The sequence below is a fragment of the Micromonospora pallida genome, from assembly GCF_900090325.1.
Classification (GTDB): Bacteria; Actinomycetota; Actinomycetes; order Mycobacteriales; family Micromonosporaceae; genus Micromonospora; species Micromonospora pallida.
This window is the reverse complement of record NZ_FMHW01000002.1, coordinates 2,596,445-2,617,151: the sequence shown is the minus strand read 5'-3', so window position 1 is coordinate 2,617,151 and position 20,707 is coordinate 2,596,445. Positions and strand designations below refer to the sequence as shown.

At 72.8% G+C, this 20,707-nt stretch carries 2 protein-coding genes; both read left to right on the top strand.

The features are described 5' to 3' along the window. Positions 1–22 precede the first annotated feature (22 nt). Positions 23–19,420 carry a type I polyketide synthase gene (locus tag GA0074692_RS10625; protein WP_091653209.1) on the top strand — a complete coding sequence of 6,466 codons (19,398 nt, stop codon included), beginning with the start codon at positions 23–25 and terminating at the stop codon, positions 19,418–19,420. A 221-nt stretch (positions 19,421–19,641) separates the two neighbouring features. Beyond that, a complete protein-coding gene (locus GA0074692_RS10620) occupies positions 19,642–20,502 on the top strand; it encodes a metallophosphoesterase family protein (RefSeq protein ID WP_091642604.1) in 861 nt (286 codons plus the stop codon). The last annotated feature ends 205 nt before the right edge of the window (positions 20,503–20,707 follow it).

Here is a 20,707-nt window from a genome sequence, read left to right as displayed (position 1 = left end):
TTAGCGACAGGTGATCAACCCGATGGCGAACGAAGCCAAGCTCCGCGAGTACCTCAAGCGCGTCACCGCTGACCTGCACGAGACCAGCGAACGCCTGAGGGCCGTCGACGAGCAGAATCACGAGCCGATCGCGATCGTGGGGATGGGCTGCCGCTACCCGGGCGGGGTGCGGACCCCCGAGGCGCTGTGGCGGCTGGTCGAGTCCGGCGTCGACGCCGTCACGCCGTTCCCGGCGGACCGGGGCTGGGACGTGGAGAACCTCTACGACCCCGACCCGGACGCGCACGGCAAGTCGTACACCCGGGAGGGTGGCTTCCTGCACGACGCCGGCGAGTTCGATGGCGGGTTCTTCGGCATCTCCCCCCGCGAGGCGCTGGCGATGGACCCGCAGCAGCGGCTGCTGCTGGAGGTCGCCTGGGAGGCGGTCGAACGGGCCGGCATTGCCGCCGACTCCCTCAAGGGCAGCCGGACGGGCGTCTTCACCGGCGTCATGTACCACGACTACGTCTCCCGGCTCAACGGCGTGCCGGAGGAGGTCGAGGCGTTCGTCGGCACCGGCAACCACGGCAGTGTCGTCTCCGGCCGGATCGCGTACACCTTCGGGTTCGAGGGCCCGGCGGTGACCGTCGACACGGCCTGCTCGTCCTCGCTGGTGGCGCTGCACCTCGCCGCGCAGGCCCTGCGCTCCGGCGAGTGCACGCTCGCGCTGGCCGGCGGCGTCACCGTCATGTCCAGCCCCGACACGTTCATCGGCTTCAGCCGCCAGCGCGGCCTGTCCCCGGACGGACGGTGCAAGTCCTTCGCCGCCGCCGCCGACGGCACCGGCTGGAGCGAGGGCGCCGGGCTGCTGCTGCTGGAACGGCTCTCCGACGCCCAGCGCAACGGCCACCCGGTGCTCGCCGTGGTGCGCGGCACCGCCGTCAACCAGGACGGCGCCTCGAACGGCCTCACCGCGCCGCACGGCCCGTCGCAGCAGCGGGTGATCCGCCAGGCCCTCGCGAACGCCCGGCTCTCCCCGGCCGACGTGGACGCGGTGGAGGCCCACGGCACCGGCACCCGCCTCGGTGACCCCATCGAGGCGCAGGCGTTGCTCGCCACCTACGGCCGGGGCCGGACCGACGACCGGCCCCTCTGGCTCGGCTCGATCAAGTCCAACCTCGGGCACACCCAGGCCGCGGCCGGCGTCGCCGGCGTGATCAAGATGGTCATGGCGATGCGCCACGGCGTTCTGCCGCGGACCCTGCACGTCGACGAGCCGTCCCCGCACGTCGACTGGTCGGCTGGCGCGGTGAGCCTGCTCCGCCAGCCGCGCCCGTGGCCGCGCGGGTCCCGACCCATGCGGGCCGGCATCTCCTCCTTCGGCGTCAGCGGCACCAACGCCCACGTCGTCGTCGAGGCCGCTCCGCCCGCGCCGCAGCCGGCCGCCGACACCGACGCCGTCGCCGGACCCGATCCGCTGCCGTGGGTCGTCTCCGCGCGCAGCGCCGTCGCGCTCGGCGCCCAGGCCGACCGGCTGCGCTCCTGGTTGGCCGACCACCCCGACGTCGCGCCGGCCGCGGTGGGTCGGGCCCTCGCCGCCGGACGATCGGTCCTGGAATACCGGGCGGTGGTGCTCGGGGCCGACCGGGACGAGTTGGCCGCCGGGCTCGGCGCGATCGCCGACGGCGTCCCGGCGGCGTCCGTGCGGCGCGGGGTCGCCAGCCCCACCCGGGTCGCCGTGCTCTGCACCGGGCAGGGCGCCCAGCGCATCGGGATGGGCCGGCAACTGTACGTTGCGTTCCCGGTCTTCGCCGCGGCCTTCGACGCCGTCTGCGTGGAACTGGACCGGCACCTCGACCGGCCCGTGCGCGGCGTGCTCGACGGTCCCGCCGAGGTGCTCGACCGCACCGGGTACGCCCAGGCGGCGCTGTTCGCGGTCGAGGTGGCGACCTACCGGCTCGTCGAGTCCTGGGGCGTCGTGCCGGACTTCGTGACCGGACACTCGGTCGGCGAGGTGGCCGCCGCGCACGTCGCCGGTGTGCTGTCGCTGCCGGACGCCGCCCGTCTGGTCGCCGCCCGGGGCACCCTCATGCAGGCGCTGCCCACCGGCGGCGCGATGGTGTCCATCCGCGCCACCGAGGCGGAGGTCCGCCACCACCTGACCACCGCCGGCGAGGCGGCCGGTGCCGGGCTGGCCGCCGTCAACGGCCCGGAGTCCGTCGTCGTCTCCGGTGACGAGGACGCGGTGCTGGCGGTCGCCGGGCACTTCGCGGCCCTCGGCCGGAACACCAGGCGGCTGCGGGTCAGCCACGCGTTCCACTCCGCCCGGATGGACCCGATGCTCGACGCGTTCGGCGACGTGCTCGGGCAGTTGACCTTCGCGGCGCCCCGGATCCCCGTGGTCTCCACCGTGACCGGTGCGGTGCTCGACCCCGACGAGGTGCGCTCCCCGGCGTACTGGCTGCGCAACGTCCGCGACACGGTCCGCTTCGACGCGGCCGTGGCCACCCTGCGTGAGCTCGGGGTGGGCGCGTACGTCGAGGTGGGTCCGGGTGGGGTGCTCTCCGCGCTGACCCAGGAGATCGTCGGCTCGGACCAGGCGGTGTGCGCCCCGATGCTGCGTGCCGACCAGGACGAGGCGGCGAGCGCGCTGGCCGCCGCGGCCACCGTCTGGGCCCGGGGCGTGCCGGTGAAATGGACGGCCCTGTTCGAGGGCCCGCCCGTGCCGGTCGACCTGCCGACGTACGCGTTCCAGCGTCAGCGCTACTGGCTGCTGCCCCTGCCGCACGCCGCCGACGTGACCGCCGCCGGGCTGACCCCGACCGGCCACCCGCTGCTCGGCGCGGTGTTCCGCTCGGCCGACGGCGACGAGGTGACGCTGACCGGCCGGCTGTCGGTGGAGAGCCAGCCCTGGCTGGCCGAGCACGCGGTACGCGACGTGGTGCTCTTCCCCGGAACCGGGTTCGTGGAACTGGCGTTGCGGGCCGGCGCGGAGGTCGGCGCCGACCGGCTCGCCGAGCTGACCCTGGAGGCGCCGCTGGTGCTGCCGGAGTCCGGCGGCGTCGACGTGCAGGTCGCCGCCGAACGCACCGGCGGCGGGGCGTGGCAGCTGACGGTCCACGCCCGCCGGTCCGGCACCGACGACCTGTGGGTCCGGCACGCCACCGGCCTGCTCGCCCCGGAGCCGGGAGACAGCGGGGCCACGCTGGCGGACTGGCCGCCGACCGGCGCCACCGCCGCGGACGTGTCGGAACTGACCGGGCGGGCGGCGCAGGCCGGGTTCGCCTACGGCCCGGCCTTCCAGGGGCTGCGGGCCGCGTGGCGGGTCGGCACCGACGTGTACGCCGAGGTGGCGCTGCCCGAGCCGGCGGCCGACGAGGCCGGCGGGTACTGGTTGCACCCGGCGTTGCTCGACGCCGCCGTGCAGGCGGTCGGGCTGGGCATCGTCGACCCCGGCCAGGCCCGGCTACCGTTCTCCTGGTCGGACGTGACGCTGTCCGCCCACGGCGCCGACACGCTGCGGGTACGGCTGACCCCCACCGGCCCGGACACGGTGACCATGCTGGTCGCGGACGCCGCCGGCGAGCCGGTCGCCCGGGTCGGGACCCTGGTGCTGCGGCCCCTGCCGGCCGGGGAACTCACCTCCGGTGGGTCCCCGTGGCGTCGCTCGCTGTTCCGCCTCGACTGGACCCGGCACGTCGGCGGCGCCGGCACCGCCGATGGCACGACCTGCGCGGTGCTCGGCGACCGTCCCGCGCCGCTGCCGTCCGGCCTGGCCGCCGTCCGGCACGCCGGCCTCGACGCGCTGTTCGACGCCGGGGTGCCCGACGTCGTGCTGTTCCCGGTGGCCGGTGCCGCGGCGACCGATCCCGGCCCGGTGCACGACCTGCTCGCCGAGGTCCTCGCCGTACTCCAGGGCTGGCTCGCCGCCGAGCGGCACACCGGCGGGTCCCGGCTGGTGGTCCTCACCAGCGGCGCCGTCGCCGTGGACGACGACGCGGACGTCGCCGACCTGGCCGGCGCCGCCGTGTGGGGTCTGCTCCGATCGGCGCAGGCCGAACACCCCGGCCGGTTCCTGGTCGTCGACGTCGACGACCAGGAGAGTTCCGCGTCCGCCCTCGCCGGCTTGCTCTCCACCGACGAGCCGCAGGCGGCGGTGCGCGACGGCGTGGTCCGGGTGCCCCGGCTCGTCGCCGCCCCGGAACGCGACGCACCGGCGCCGTCGCTGGAGCCGGACGGCACGGTGCTGGTCACCGGCGGCACCGGCGCCCTGGGCGCGTTCCTCGCCCGCCACCTGGTCACCCGGCACGGGGTCCGCCACCTGGTGCTGACCAACAGGCGCGGGGCCGACGCGCACGGCGCCGCCGACCTGCTCGCCGACCTCGCCGACCTGGGCGCCACCGCGACGGTCGAGGCGTGCGACGCCGCCGACTCCGACGCACTCGCCGCGCTGCTGGACCGGATCGACCCGGCGCACCCGCTGACCGGCGTGGTGCACACCGCCGGCGTGCTGGCCGACCGCACCCTGACCTCGCTCACCGCCGAGTCCCTCGGCGAGGTGCTCCGGCCGAAGGTGGACGCCGTCGCGCACCTGCACGAGCTGACCGCCGGCAGGGGCCTCGCGCTGTTCGTCACCTACTCCTCGGCGGCGGGCGTGACGGGCAGCCCCGGCCAGGCCAACTACGCGGCGGCGAACGCCTTCCTGGACGCTTTCGCCCATCGGCGGCGGGCCGCGGGCCTTCCGGCGCTCTCCCTGGCCTGGGGGCCGTGGGTCGAGTCGGGCGGCGGCATGACCGCCGGCCTCGACCGGGCCGACACCGACCGGCTGGCCCGTGCGGGCGTCCGGTCGATCCCCCAGGCGGACGGCCTCGCGCTCTTCGACGCCGCCCTGCTCACCGGCCTGCCCGCGCTGGTGCCGATGGCGCTGGACGGCCCGGCGCTGCGCGCCCAGGCCGAGGCGGGCACCTTGCCGTCGGTCCTGCGTGGTCTGGTCCGCGCGCCCCGGCGCCGCGCCGCGCGGTCCGGCCCGGCGGAGACCGTCGCCCTGACCGAACGGCTGGCCGGGCTCGCCCGCGAGGAGCGCGCCGCGGCCCTGCTGCGGCTCGTCCTCGAGCAGGTCGCGGCGGTGCTCGGGTACGCCGACGCCGCCGCCGTCGAGGCCGGACGCCCGTTCACCGAGCTGGGCTTCGATTCGCTGACCGCCGTCGAGCTGCGCAACCGGCTGGGCGCGGTGACCGGCCTGCGACTGCCGGCGACCCTGGTCTTCGACCACCCGACCCCGCTCAGCCTGGCCGACCACCTGGACGCCGAGACCGGGACCGACGCCGGTCCGCTGCCGGCCCCGGTCGCTGCCGTCGCGGCGCTCGACGAGCCGATCGCGATCGTCGGCATGAGCTGCCGCTACCCCGGCGGCGTACGCTCCCCGGAACAGTTGTGGGACCTGCTCGTGTCCGGTGGGGACGGCATCACCGGCTTCCCCGCCGACCGGGGGTGGGACGTCGACGACCTGTACGACCCGTCCGGTGGGCGCAGGGGCAGCAGCTACGCCCGTGAGGGCGGCTTCCTGGCCGATGCCGGCGACTTCGATGCCACCCTGTTCAAGATCTCGCCGCACGAGGCGCTCGCGATGGACCCGCAGCAGCGGCTGCTGCTGGAGACCTCGTGGGAGGCGATCGAGGACGCCCGGATCGACCCGCTCGCACTCCGGGGCCGCCCGGTCGGCGTGTTCGCCGGCATGATGTACCACAACCACGCCGCCGGGCTGGCCGACGTTCCGGAGGCTCTCGACGGCTACCTGGGCGTCGGCACGGCCAGCAGCGTGTTGTCGGGTCGGGTGGCGTACTCGTTCGGTTTCGAGGGGCCGGCGGTGACGGTGGACACGGCGTGTTCGTCGTCGTTGGTGGCGTTGCACCTGGCGGTGCAGGCGTTGCGGTCCGGTGAGTGCGACCTGGCGCTGGCCGGTGGCGTCACCGTGATGGCGACGCCCGAGACGTTCATCGACTTCTCCCGCCAGCGGGGCATGGCCCCCGACGGCCGGTGCAAGTCGTTCTCGGACGCGGCGGACGGCACCGGCTGGTCCGAGGGCGTCGGGGTGCTGGTGGTGCAGCGGTTGTCGGACGCGCGGCGTGATGGGCGTCGGGTGTTGGCGGTGGTGCGGGGCACGGCGGTGAACCAGGACGGTGCGTCGAATGGGTTGACGGCGCCGAATGGTCCGTCGCAGCAGCGGGTGATCCGTCAGGCCCTCGCGAACGCCCGGCTGGGCGTCGGGGACGTCGATGTCGTGGAGGCGCACGGTACGGGCACGACGTTGGGTGACCCGATCGAGGCGCAGGCGCTGCTGGCCACGTACGGGCAGGACCGCGACGACCGTGACGCGCTGTTGTTGGGGTCGGTGAAGTCGAATATCGGTCACACGCAGGCTGCTGCGGGGGTGGCGGGGATCATCAAGATGATCTTGGCGATGCGGCATGGTGTGGTGCCGGCGTCGTTGCACGTCGACGCGCCGTCGTCGCATGTGGACTGGTCGTCGGGTGCGGTGGAGTTGGTGACGGAGTCGCGGGCGTGGCCGGCTGTGGAACGTCCCCGGCGCGCGGGCGTGTCGTCGTTCGGCATCTCGGGGACGAACGCGCACGTCATCATCGAGCAGGGGGAGCCGGAGCCGGCGTCCGCCGGGGGCGCGCTCGTGGGGTTGCCGGTGCCGTGGGTGGTGTCGGGGCGTTCGGGGCGGGGTTTGGTGGGTCAGGCGGCGCGGTTGGCGTCGTTCGCGCGGGGTCGTTCGGACGTGTCGCCGTTGGATGTGTCGTGGTCGTTGGTGACGACCCGGGCCGCGCTTGAGCATCGGGCGGTGGTGTGGGGTGGCTCGGTCGAGGAGTTGACGGCGGGTCTGTCGGCGGTGGCCGAGGGCCGGTTGTCGGGTGTGGTGTCGGCGGGTCGTCGGGCGGTGTTGTTCACGGGTCAGGGTTCGCAGCGCGCCGGTATGGGCCGTGAGTTGTACGACACGTTCCCGGTGTTCGCGGCTTCCTTCGACGAGGTGTGCGCCCAGTTCGATGGCTTGTTGCCGCGTGCGCTGCGTGAGGTGGCGTTCGCCGAGCAGGGTTCGGCCGACGCCGCTTTGTTGGACCAGACCGTCTTCGCGCAGGCCGGTTTGTTCGCGGTGGAGGTGGCGTTGTGGGAGTTGCTCGCGTCGTGGGGTGTGCGGGCGGACTTCCTGGCGGGTCACTCGATTGGTGAGGTGACCGCTGCGTATGTGGCGGGGATGTTGTCGCTGGCGGATGCGTGTGTGTTGGTGGCGGCGCGGGGTCGGTTGATGCAGGCGTTGCCGGCTGGTGGGGTGATGGCGGCGGTGGGTGCGTCGGAGGAGCTTGTCGCTGAGCTGATCGATCTCACGGGTGCGGCGGTGGATGTGGCGGCGGTGAATGGTCCGGCGTCGGTGGTGGTGTCGGGCGCTGCGGGTGAGGTCGCCGCGGTGGTGGCGGTCTGCCGTGAGCGGGGTTGGCGGGTCAAGGAGTTGTCGGTCAGTCACGCGTTCCATTCGCGGTTGATGGATCCGATGTTGGTTGAGTTCCGGTCGGTGGTGGCGGGGCTTGATTGGCGGGTGCCGCGGGTTCCGATCGTGTCGAATGTGAGCGGTGCGGTGGCGGATCCGTTGGAGTTGGTGGATCCGGAGTACTGGGTGCGGCATGTGCGGCAGCCGGTGCGGTTCGCCGACGGGGTGGTGGCGCTGCGGGAGCAGGGTGTGGACACGTTCCTGGAGGTCGGCCCGGACGCGACGTTGACGGCGATGGTGGCGGAGATCGTCGCGGATGGTGCGGTGCGGCGGATCCCGGTGTCGCGGCGGGACCAGACGGAAATCGTCGCGCTGACCTCGGCTGTGGGGCAGTTGTGGGTCGTGGGTGTGCCGGTCGACTGGGCGGCGTACCTCGGTCAGGCCGGCGCCCGGCCGCGCGTGGTCGACCTGCCCACCTACGCCTTCGATCATCGACGTTACTGGATCAATGCCGCGACGCGCTCCTACCGTCCGCCGGCCGCCCGGCGTACCGTCGCCGACGAGGACTTCTGGCGGGCGATCGAAGCGGAGGACCTGACGACCCTCGCCGAGAGCCTGGCCGTCGACGCCGACGCCCCGTTCGCGGACGTGCTGCCGGCGCTGTCCACCTGGCGACGCCGCCGGGATGCCGAGGCGGCCCTCGACTCCTGGCGCTACCGGGTGGCCTGGCAGCCGCTCACGGACGACCCCGCCCGCGCCGAGGCGACCGATTTCCTGCTCGTCGTGCCGGCGGACGCCGACGCGGCCGTGACGGACTGGGCAACTGCCCTCGGCGCCGTAGGCGGGCGGATCGTCGAGGTCGACGCCGCGTGCGACCGCAAGCGGCTCGCCCACGACCTCGCCGAGGCGTCGGCCGGCCGCGACGGGGACGTGCTGCCCGTGCTCTCCCTGCTCGCGCTCGACACCCGGCCGTACGCCGGGGCCCCCTCCGTGCCGACGGGCCTCGCCGGCACGGTCGCGCTCGCGCAGGCGCTCGGGGACGCCGGAATCACCGCCCGGCTCTGGATCGCCACCCGTGGCGCCGTCTCCGTCGGGTCCCGGGACCGGCACGTCGACCCCGTGCAGGCGATGGCGTGGGGCTTCGGGAGCGTGCTGCGCGCCGAGCACCCGCACCGTTGGGGCGGGCTCGTCGACGTCCCCGAGCAGCCCGACCAGAGCGCCGTGCGCATGCTCCGGACGCTGCTCGCCGGCAACGGTCCGGAGGACGAGGTCGTCCTGCGTCAGAACGGCGGCCACGCCCGCAGGCTCGTTCGTGCGACGTACGGGGACACCGGTCCGCGCCGTTCCTGGACGCCTCGCGGCACGGTGCTGATCACCGGCGGCACAGGGGCCCTCGGTGGGCACGTCGCCCGTGCGTTGGCCGCCGAAGGCGCCGAACACCTCCTGCTGGTCAGCCGGCGGGGTGGCGAGGCGCCGGGAGCGACCGCCCTCGCCGAGGAACTCGCCGGGTTCGGCAGCCGGGTCACCCTCGCGTCCTGCGACGTGGCCGACCGGGCCGCGCTCGCGGCGCTGCTCGATTCGATCCCCGACGAGCTTCCGCTGAGCGCGGTCGTGCACACCGCTGCCGCCCTCGACGACAACGTCGTCGACGCGGTAAGCGTCGACCAGTTGGCCACCGCCCTGCGCGCGAAGGTCGACGCCGCGCGCAACCTGGACGAGTTGACCCGGGGGGCGGACCTGTCGGCCTTCGTGCTCTTCTCCTCCCTCGCCGGCCTCATGGGCGCCGCCGGGCAGGCCACCTACGCGCCGGGCAACGCCTTCCTCGACGCCCTGGCGCAGCGGCGTCGCGCGGAGGGGTTGCCCGGGACCTCGCTCGCCTGGGGCCTGTGGGCCGACGGCGGGGTGAGCGCCGGTGAGTTCGAGCAGCGGCTGAGCCGCACCGGCTTCGGCGCGATGGCGCCGGAAACGGCCGTGCGCGCCCTCACCCGGGCGCTGGACCGCGACGAGACGTACCTCGTGGTGGCCGACATCGACTGGGCCCGGGTGGCCGCCGCCGGCGGTCGGCGCCCTCACCCGCTGGTCCGGGACCTGCTGGCCGAGGCCGGCGCGACGGCGACCACCGACGGCCCCGTGCCGGCGACCGAACTGCGCCTCCGTCTGTCGGGAATGTCTGGTACGGAGCAGCTGCGCGTCCTCGGCGAGCTCGTGCGTGCCGAGGTCGCCGCCGTGCTGGGCCACGAGTCCGCCGAGCGGGTGGCACCGGACCGGGCGTTCCAGGACCTCGGTTTCACGTCGCTGGCGGCGGTCGAGCTGCGCAACCGGCTCGACGCGGCGACCGGCCTCGCGTTGCCGAGCACGCTTGCCTTCGACTACCCGAACTCGGCGGCCCTGGCGGGCCACATCCACGCCGAGCTGCTCGGCGGGCAGGCCCTTCCCGTCCCCGCCGCCGTCACCGGCCCCGTCGTGGGCGACGACCCGATCGTCATCGTCGGCATGGGCTGCCGTTTCCCCTCCGGAGCCGAGTCTCCGGAGGGTCTCTGGGAGCTGCTGACGGCCGGTGTCGACGCGATGTCGGACTTCCCGACCAACCGGCACTGGGACCTGGACTCGTTGGCCGGCACCGACTCCTACGTCTCGCGAGGGGCGTTCCTGGCCGACGCGGGTGGATTCGACGCGGAGTTCTTCGGCATCTCGCCGCGCGAGGCCCTCGCGATGGACCCGCAGCAGCGGTTGCTGCTGGAGGTCGCCTGGGAGGCGTTCGAGGACGCCCGGATCGAGCCCTTCGCGCTGCGCGGCAGCCGGGTCGGGGTGTTCGCCGGCACGAACGGGCAGGACTACGAAACCGTCGTGCGTCAGGCCGGGGAGTCGCTCGCCGGGTTCGGCGCGACCGGCGCCTCGGCGAGCGTGTTGTCGGGTCGGGTGGCGTACTCGTTCGGCTTCGAGGGGCCGGCGGTGACGGTGGACACGGCGTGTTCGTCGTCGTTGGTGGCGTTGCACCTGGCGGTGCAGGCGTTGCGGTCCGGGGAGTGCGACCTCGCCCTGGCCGGTGGTGTCACCGTGATGGCCACCCCGGGTGCCTTCATCGAGTTCTCCCGCCAGGGCGGGCTGTCGGCGGACGGCCGTTGCAAGGCCTTCGCCGATTCGGCGGACGGCACCGCGTGGGGCGAGGGCGTCGGGGTGTTGGTGGTGCAGCGGTTGTCGGACGCGCGGCGTGATGGGCGTCGGGTGTTGGCGGTGGTGCGGGGTTCGGCGGTGAACCAGGACGGTGCGTCGAATGGGTTGACGGCGCCGAATGGTCCGTCGCAGCAGCGGGTGATCCGTCAGGCCCTCGCGAACGCCCGGCTGGGCGTCGGGGACGTCGATGTCGTGGAGGCGCACGGTACGGGCACGACGTTGGGTGATCCGATCGAGGCGCAGGCGCTGCTGGCCACGTACGGGCAGGACCGCGACGACCGTGACGCGCTGTTGTTGGGGTCGGTGAAGTCGAATATCGGTCACACGCAGGCTGCTGCGGGGGTGGCGGGGATCATCAAGATGATCTTGGCGATGCGGCATGGTGTGGTGCCGGCGTCGTTGCACGTCGATGCGCCGTCGTCGCATGTGGATTGGGCGTCGGGTGCGGTGGAGTTGGTGACGGAGTCGCGGGCGTGGCCGGCTGTGGAACGTCCCCGGCGTGCGGGTGTGTCGTCGTTCGGCATCTCGGGGACGAACGCGCATGTGATCATCGAGCAGCCGGAACCGGCGCAGGCGCTTGCGGCGACATCGGCGGGCGAGCCGATGGTGGCGGCGGTGGGGTCCGGGGCTGCGGTGGTGGAGTCCGTGGTCGCGTCGGTTGCGGAGTCGCAGGGCGAGGCCGACCGGATCGGGTCGGCGGACGCTGCGGTGGTGCCGGTGCCGTGGGTGGTGTCGGGGCGTTCGGAGCGGGGTCTGGTGGGTCAGGCGGCGCGGTTGGCGTCGTTCGCGCGTGGTCGTTCGGACGTGTCGCCGTTGGATGTGTCGTGGTCGTTGGTGACGACCCGGGCCGCGCTTGAGCATCGGGCGGTGGTGTGGGGTGGCTCGGTCGAGGAGTTGACGGCGGGTTTGTCGGTGGTGGCCGAGGGCCGGTTGTCGGGTGTGGTGTCGGCGGGTCGTCGGGCGGTGTTGTTCACGGGTCAGGGTTCGCAGCGCGCCGGCATGGGCCGTGAGTTGTATGGCGTGTTCCCGGTGTTCGCGGCGTCTTTCGACGCGGTGTGTGCGGAGATCGATCCGCATCTGCCGCGTTCGTTGCGTGAGGTGGTGTTTGCGGAGGCGGATTCCGTCGACGCCGGCCTGTTGGATCAGACCGTTTTCGCGCAGGCGGGGTTGTTCGCGGTGGAGGTGGCGTTGTGGGAGTTGCTCGCGTCGTGGGGTGTGCGGGCGGACTTCCTGGCGGGTCACTCGATTGGTGAGGTGACGGCTGCGTATGTGGCGGGGATGTTGTCCCTGGCGGATGCGTGTGTGTTGGTGGCGGCGCGGGGCAGGTTGATGCAGGCGTTGCCGGCCGGCGGTGTGATGGCGGCGATCGGTGCCGGTGAGGTCGACGTGCGGGAGGTCGTCGAGGCGTCGGGTGCGGCGGTGGATGTGGCGGCGGTGAATGGTCCGGCGTCGGTGGTGGTGTCGGGTGCTGCGGGTGAGGTGGCCGTGGTGGTGGCGGCTGCTTGTGGGCGGGGTTGGCGGGTTAAGGAGTTGTCGGTCAGTCACGCGTTCCATTCGCGGTTGATGGATCCGATGTTGGTTGAGTTCCGGTCGGTGGTGGCGGGGCTTGATTGGCGGGTGCCGCGGGTTCCGATCGTGTCGAATGTGAGCGGTGCGGTGGCGGATCCGTTGGAGTTGGTGGATCCGGAGTACTGGGTGCGGCATGTGCGGCAGCCGGTGCGGTTCGCCGACGGGGTGGTGGCGCTGCGGGAGCAGGGTGTGGACACGTTCCTGGAGGTCGGCCCGGACGCGACGTTGACGGCGATGGTGGCGGAGATCGTCGCGGATGGTGCGGTGCGGCGGATCCCGGTGTCGCGGCGGGACCAGACGGAAATCGTCGCGCTGACCTCGGCTGTGGGGCAGTTGTGGGTCGTGGGTGTGCCGGTCGACTGGGCGGCGTACCTCGGTCAGGCCGGCGCCCGGCCGCGCGTTCTCGACCTGCCCACCTACGCCTTCGACCACACCTGGTACTGGCCCGAGGCGCTGCCCTCGGCCCGCCGTGACGCGCACGGCGAGGCTCTCGACGGGCGGTTCTGGGCGGCCGTGGAGTCCGGCGACCCGGACCTCGTCGGCGGCGAGCTGGGCGTCGGCGCGGACGAACCGTTCAGCGCGGTCCTGCCGAAGCTCGCGCAGTGGCGGCGGGCCGCCCAGCAGCGGTCGACTGTGGATTCCTGGCGGTACCGGGTCGTGTGGCGACGCCAGGCCGTGACCGGGAGTGAGAGCCTGACCGGCTCCTGGTTGGTGCTGATGCTCCCCGGCCAGGAGGACCACCCGTTGCTGGCCGGGCTGGCGGAGCGGGGCGCCGATGTGGTCCCGGTGGTGCTGGACGTTCTGGACCGCGACGAGGTCGCGCGCCGGCTGGCCGGCGCGTTGGAGACCGGGGGACCGGTTGCCGGGCTGATCTCGCTGATGTCGTTGGCCGGCGCGGGCGTGGTCGAGGCGCTGACGGTGGCGCAGGCGCTGGCGGTCACGGAGATCCAGGGGCGGCTGTGGTGGTTAACCCGTGGCGCGGTCTCCGTGGACGACTCGGAAGCCCTGACCGACCTGACCTCGGGTGCTGCGGTGTGGGGTTTGGGTCGGGTGGTGGGTTTGGAGTTGCCGTTGCGGTGGGGTGGTTTGGTGGATTTGCCGGGTTTGTTGGAGGGGGGTGTGTGGGGTCGGTTGTGTGGGGTGTTGTCGGGTGGTGGTGAGGATCAGGTGGCGGTGCGGTCGTCGGGGGTTTTTGTGCGGCGATTGGTGCGTGCGGGTGGTGGTGTGGTCCGGGGTTTCCGGTTGTCGGGGACGGTGTTGGTGACGGGCGGCACGGGGGCGTTGGGTGCGCGGGTGGCGCAGTGGGCGGTGGGTGTGGGTGCGGAGCATGTGGTGTTGGTGAGTCGGCGGGGTGAGAGTGCGCCGGGTGTGGGTGAGTTGGTGGGGCGGTTGCGGGGGCGGGGTGTGCGGGTGTCGGTGGTGGCGTGTGATGTGGCGGATCGTGGTGCGGTGGCGGGGTTGTTGGCGGATTTGGCGGGTCGTGGTGAGCGGTTGCGGGCGGTGGTGCATGCGGCGGGTGCGGCGCAGTTGACGCCGTTGGGTGAGGTGGGTGTGGGTGAGGTGGAGGAGGTGTTGCGGGCGAAGGTTGGTGGTGCGGTGGTGTTGGATGAGTTGTTGGCTGATGTGGATCTTGATGCGTTTGTGGTGTTTTCGTCGATTGCGGGGGTGTGGGGTTCGGCGGGTCAGGTGGGGTATGCGGCGGCGAATGCGTTTTTGGATGGGTTGGTGGTGTCGCGGCGGGGTCGTGGGTTGGTGGGGACGTCGGTGGCGTGGGGGCCGTGGGCTGAGGCGGGTATGGCGGTGGGGGTGGCGGGGGAGCAGTTGAGTCGGCGTGGTTTGCCGGGGATGGCGCCGGAGTTGGCGGTGGCGGCGTTGCAGCGGGCGTTGGATGGTGATGAGGCGCAGGTGGTGGTGGCGGATGTGCGGTGGGATCGGTTCGTGTCGTCGTTCACGGCGTTGCGTCCGTCTCGGTTGTTCACCGACATCCCCGAAGCGCAGGCGGCGATCGAGGCAGTGGCCCGCACCGAAGCCGGTCCCACCGACCGGGCGTCCGCGTTGCGCGAGCGGCTGGCGGCCCTGACGCCGCCGGAGGTCGAGGCGTCCCTCCTGGACCTCGTACGCTCTCAGGTCGCCGCGGTGCTCGGCCACGCCACCGTGGAAGCGGTGCCGCCGGACCGGGCGTTCCAGCGTCTCGGCTTCGACTCGCTCACCGCCGTCGAGCTGCGCAACCGGCTGACCGCCGAAACGGGTCTCGCGCTGCCCTCCACGCTCGTCTTCGACCACCCGACCCCGGCCGCCCTGGTCGCCTTCATCCGGGAGACCGTGCTCGGAGCCTCGGGTGACGCGCCGGCCGACAGCAGGGTCGCCATCGTGGACGACGACCCGATCGTGATCGTCGGAATGGGCTGCCGCCTCCCGGGTGGCGTCGGATCGCCGGACGAGCTGTGGCAACTGCTCTCTGCGGCACGCGACGGCATCTCCGAGTTCCCCCTCGACCGGGGCTGGGACAGCTTCCTCAGCAGCGGGCTGTCCGACACGTCCTTCGTCCGCAGGGGCGGCTTCGTCTACGACGCCGGTGAGTTCGACGCCGAGTTCTTCGGCATCTCGCCGCGCGAGGCCCTCGCGATGGACCCGCAGCAGCGGCTGCTGCTGGAGACGTCGTGGGAGGCGGTCGAGTCGGCGGGCATCGACCCCACCAGCCTGAAGGGCGGCGCGGTCGGCGTCTTCGCCGGCGCCAGCTTCCAGGGGTACGCGAGTGGCTCCGTGGGGCGTGCCCAGGAGGTCGGCGGACACCTGCTCACCGGCAACGCGACCAGCGTGTTGTCGGGTCGGGTGGCGTACTCGTTCGGCTTCGAGGGGCCGGCGGTGACGGTGGACACGGCGTGTTCGTCGTCGTTGGTGGCGTTGCACCTGGCGGCGCAGGCGTTGCGGTCCGGTGAGTGCGACCTGGCCCTCGCGGGCGGCGTCTGTGTCATGGCGTCCCCGGCCACGTTCGCCGAGTTCTCGATCCAGGGCGGCCTGTCCGCCGACGGCCGGTGCAAGTCGTTCTCGGACGCGGCGGATGGCACCGGCTGGTCCGAGGGCGTCGGGGTGCTGGTGGTGCAGCGGTTGTCGGACGCGCGGCGTGATGGGCGTCGGGTGTTGGCGGTGGTGCGTGGCACGGCGGTGAACCAGGACGGTGCGTCGAATGGGTTGACGGCGCCGAATGGTCCGTCGCAGCAGCGGGTGATTCGGCAGGCGTTGGCGTCCGGGGGGCTGTCGGCCGCCGACGTGGACGTGGTGGAGGCGCACGGCACCGGCACCAGGCTCGGCGACCCGATCGAGGCACAGGCGCTGCTGGCGACGTACGGGCAGGGCCGTGGCGAGGCTGCGCCGCTGCTGCTGGGGTCGGTGAAGTCGAATATCGGCCACACGCAGGCTGCTGCGGGGGTGGCGGGGATCATCAAGATGATCCTGGCGATGCGGGCCGGGGTGGTGCCGGCCTCGTTGCACGTGGGCGAGCCGTCGTCGCACGTGGACTGGTCGTCGGGTGCCCTGGAACTGGTGACCGAGGCACGTGAGTGGCCTGCGGTCGGGCGTCCGCGCCGGGCGGGGGTGTCGTCGTTCGGTATCTCCGGCACCAACGCCCACGTGATCATCGAGCAGCCGGAGTCCGCGTCGGAGCTTGAGCCGGCGTCGGCGGTGGAGCCCCTGGCCGCGGCGGTGGAGTCTGTGCCGGGGATGGTCGCGGCTTCGGTGCCGGTCGCGTCCGCCGCGCCGGTGGGGTTGCCGGTGCCGTGGGTGGTGTCGGGGCGTTCGGGGCGGGGTCTGGTGGGTCAGGCGGCGCGGTTGGCGTCGTTTGTGCGGGACCGGTCGGTGTCGCTGGTGGATGTGTCGTGGTCGTTGGTGACGTCGCGGGCGGCGTTGGAGCATCGGGCGGTGGTGTGGGGTGGCTCGGTCGAGGAGTTGACGGCGGGTTTGTCGGTGGTGGCCGAGGGCCGGTTGTCGGGTGTGGTGTCGGCGGGTCGTCGGGCGGTGTTGTTCACGGGTCAGGGTTCGCAGCGTGTGGGGATGGGTCGGGAGTTGTATGGCGTGTTCCCGGTGTTCGCGGCGTCTTTCGACGCGGTGTGTGCGGAGATCGATCCGCATCTGCCGCGTTCGTTGCGTGAGGTGGTGTTTGCGGAGGCGGATTCCGTCGACGCCGGCCTGTTGGATCAGACCGTTTTCGCGCAGGCGGGGTTGTTCGCGGTGGAGGTGGCGTTGTGGGAGTTGCTCGCGTCGTGGGGTGTGCGGGCGGACTTCCTGGCGGGTCACTCGATTGGTGAGGTGACGGCTGCGTATGTGGCGGGGATGTTGTCCCTGGCGGATGCGTGTGTGTTGGTGGCGGCGCGGGGCAGGTTGATGCAGGCGTTGCCGGCCGGCGGTGTGATGGCGGCGATCGGTGCCGGTGAGGTCGACGTGCGGGAGGTCGTCGAGGCGTCGGGTGCGGCGGTGGATGTGGCGGCGGTGAATGGTCCGGCGTCGGTGGTGGTGTCGGGTGCTGCGGGTGAGGTGGCCGTGGTGGTGGCGGCTGCTTGTGGGCGGGGTTGGCGGGTTAAGGAGTTGTCGGTCAGTCACGCGTTCCATTCGCGGTTGATGGATCCGATGTTGGTTGAGTTCCGGTCGGTGGTGGCGGGGCTTGATTGGCGGGTGCCGAGGGTTCCGATCGTGTCGAACGTGACCGGTGCGGTGGCGGATCCGTTGGAGTTGGTGGATCCGGAGTACTGGGTGCGGCATGTGCGGCAGCCGGTGCGGTTCGCCGACGGGGTGGTGGCGCTGCGGGAGCAGGGTGTGGACACGTTCCTGGAGGTCGGCCCGGACGCGGTCCTCACCGCCATGGCAGCCGAGGCGGAAGCGGCCGACGACGTGCGGTACGTCGCCACCCTGCGCCGCAACCAGCCCGACGTCACCGTCCTCACCGCCGCCGTCGGGCAGCTCTGGGCTGCCGGCGTGCCCGTTGACTGGGCGGCGTACCACGGTCAGAGCGGCGCTCGGCCGCGCGTGGTCGAGCTGCCCACCTACGCCTTCGACCGGCAGCGCTACTGGCTGGAGGATCCCCAGCCCAGCTCGGCTCCGGAGGGCACCCACGTCCCGTCCGACGAACAGTTCTGGGCGGCGGTCGAGTCTGGGGACCTCGGCGCCCTTAGCGACGAGTTGGCGGTGGGCGCGGACGAGCCGTCCACGGCGCTGCTGCCCAAGCTCGCCCGGTGGCGGCGGGCGACGCAGCAGCGGGCGGCCGTCGACTCCTGGCGGTACCGGGCGACGTGGCGTACGGCCGCCGTGCCGGATTCCGCGACGTTGGCGGGAACCTGGCTGCTGCTGATCGCGCCGGGGCAGGAGGAGCATCCGGTGGCCGCGGCGCTGGCGGCCCGGGCCGACCGGGCGGTCCCGGTGCTGGTCCCGGCCGGCGCGGACCGGGACCGGGTGGCGCAGCTGCTACGGGAGGCGATGGGGCCCGACGACCGGGGCGCCGACGTGGTGTCCCTGCTGTCTCTGGCTGATCCGCGGGAGCCGTCCACGGTTCCGGCCGCCGCCGAGGTGTCAACGGCGTTGGCGGTGGTACAGGCGCTGACCGAGGTCGGTGGGACGGGCCGGTTGTGGTGGCTGACGCGTGGGGCGGTGTCGGTCGGCAGCTCGGACGTGTTGGCCGATGTCGCGGGTGCTGCGGTGTGGGGTTTGGGTCGGGTGGTGGGTTTGGAGTTGCCGTTGCGGTGGGGTGGTTTGGTGGATTTGCCGGGTTTGTTGGAGGGGGGTGTGTGGGGTCGGTTGTGTGGGGTGTTGTCGGGTGGTGGTGAGGATCAGGTGGCGGTGCGGTCGTCGGGGGTTTTTGTGCGGCGATTGGTGCGTGCGGGTGGTGGTGTGGTCCGGGGTTTCCGGTTGTCGGGGACGGTGTTGGTGACGGGCGGCACGGGGGCGTTGGGTGCGCGGGTGGCGCAGTGGGCGGTGGGTGTGGGTGCGGAGCATGTGGTGTTGGTGAGTCGGCGGGGTGAGAGTGCGCCGGGTGTGGGTGAGTTGGTGGGGCGGTTGCGGGGGCGGGGTGTGCGGGTGTCGGTGGTGGCGTGTGATGTGGCGGATCGTGGTGCGGTGGCGGGGTTGTTGGCGGATTTGGCGGGTCGTGGTGAGCGGTTGCGGGCGGTGGTGCATGCGGCGGGTGCGGCGCAGTTGACGCCGTTGGGTGAGGTGGGTGTGGGTGAGGTGGAGGAGGTGTTGCGGGCGAAGGTTGGTGGTGCGGTGGTGTTGGATGAGTTGTTGGCTGATGTGGATCTTGATGCGTTTGTGGTGTTTTCGTCGATTGCGGGGGTGTGGGGTTCGGCGGGTCAGGTGGGGTATGCGGCGGCGAATGCGTTTTTGGATGGGTTGGTGGTGTCGCGGCGGGGTCGTGGGTTGGTGGGGACGTCGGTGGCGTGGGGGCCGTGGGCTGAGGCGGGTATGGCGGTGGGGGTGGCGGGGGAGCAGTTGAGTCGGCGTGGTTTGCCGGGGATGGCGCCGGAGTTGGCGGTGGCGGCGTTGCAGCGGGCGTTGGATGGTGATGAGGCGCAGGTGGTGGTGGCGGATGTGCGGTGGGATCGGTTCGTGCCGTCGTTCACGGCGTTGCGTCCGTCTCGGTTGTTCACCGACATCCGCGAAGCACAGCCCGGGCAGGGCGAGGAGACGTCGAACGGCGCGGACCGCGGCGCGGCGTCGGCGCTGCGCGAGCGGCTGGCTGCCGCCTCCGGGTCGGAGCGCGACCGCATCCTGCTCGACCTGGTGCGCGGCACCGCCGCGGCGGTGCTGGGGCACGCCACGCCGAGCGGGATCAGACCCGGCCGCGGCTTCCTCGAACTGGGCTTCGACTCGCTCACCGCCGTCGAGCTGCGCAACCGGCTGACCGCCGAAACGGGTCTCGCGCTGCCCGCCACCCTCGTCTTCGACCATCCCACCCCGAACGCGCTCGCCGGTCACCTGCGGGCCGAGTTGGCGCCCGACCAGCCGGCGTTGCCGATCGTGGCGGAGATCGAGCGTCTCGACAAACTCCTCGGCGGGCTGCCAGGCGACCAGGTCGACGACGCGGTCATCGGTCGGCTGGAGGATCTGGTGGCCACGTGGCGGGGACGACCCGCCACCACGCCGGCGCCGACCGCCGGGGACGAGTTGGAGTCGGCGAGCCGAGAGGAGCTCTTCGACATCATCCAGCGGGAGTTCGGCAAGTCCTGACCGGACGGTGCGGCGCCCTGACGGCGCGAAGAGGCCCCTGACCAGGCGGGCGCGGCCAGGTCACGGCCGCCTAGGGGTCCGTGGGAGCCAGTCTAGGGGTGTGCCTGTGCGGGCCTGGCTCCGTAGGCTCGGAGCCGGTCAGGCCGTCTCGCCCTGCCCACCGGCAGCCGAGCGGTACGGATGTGGGTGCGTGCGGTACCCCGGATGGACGGGAGGTCCGCATGGCCGGATCCGGCCTGCCTCAGTTGCTCGCCATCAGTGACCTGCACGTGGTCCACGCGGAGAACAAGACCATCGTCGAACGGCTGCGGCCGGAGCGGGACGGCGACTGGCTCATCGTCGCCGGCGACGTCGGGGAATTCGTCGGCGACATCGAGTGGGCGCTGGGACTGCTCAGCCGTCGGTTCGCCAAGGTGATCTGGGCCCCCGGCAACCACGAGCTCTGGACCCCCCGCGAGGACCCGATCCAGCTGCGGGGAGACGCGCGCTACCAGCACCTGGTGGAACTGTGCCGCAAGCTCGGGGTGGTGACTCCGGAGGACCCGTACCCCGTCTGGGACCCGCAGGGCGACGATCCGGTCCGGATCGCCCCGCTGTTCGTGCTCTACGACTACACGTTTCGGCCGGCGGGGACGTACACCCGGGAGCAGGCCCTGGCGCGGGCGCACGAGGTCGGCGTGGTCTGCACCGACGAGATCCTGCTGCATCCGGACCCGTACCCGACGCGGGACGCCTGGTGCCGGGCGCGGCTGGCCCTGACCGAGCGCCGGCTCACTGCGGAACGCGGTGGGCTCCCCACCGTTCTGGTCAACCACTTCCCGCTCGTCCGGGAGCCCACCCGGATCCTGCGGTACCCGGAGTTCGCGCAGTGGTGCGGTACCGAGGCCACCGCGGACTGGCACGTCCGTTTCGACGCCCGCGTCGCCGTCTACGGCCACCTGCACATCCCACGCACCACCTGGTACGACGGGGTCCGGTTCGAAGAGGTCTCGGTGGGCTACCCACGGGAGTGGCGTCGCCGCTCGACGCCTCCGGGGCGGCTGCGCCGCATCCTGCCGGCGGTCGCCGGACAGCCCGCCTGAGCGACCGTCGCGATGCTGGTCACAGCCCCCTCGGGGGCCCGCCGCGACGGCCCTTGCGGGCCGGCCGATCAGGGGTTCTCTAGGGGTTGGGCGCGCGATGGGCGCTCAGTACCGTCCAGTCACGGTGGCGGGCATGTGTCGGCGGGACGGTCCGGCGTGGCGGGCGCCTGAGCAGGCACGACAACCGGAATTCGGAGCAGGTGTC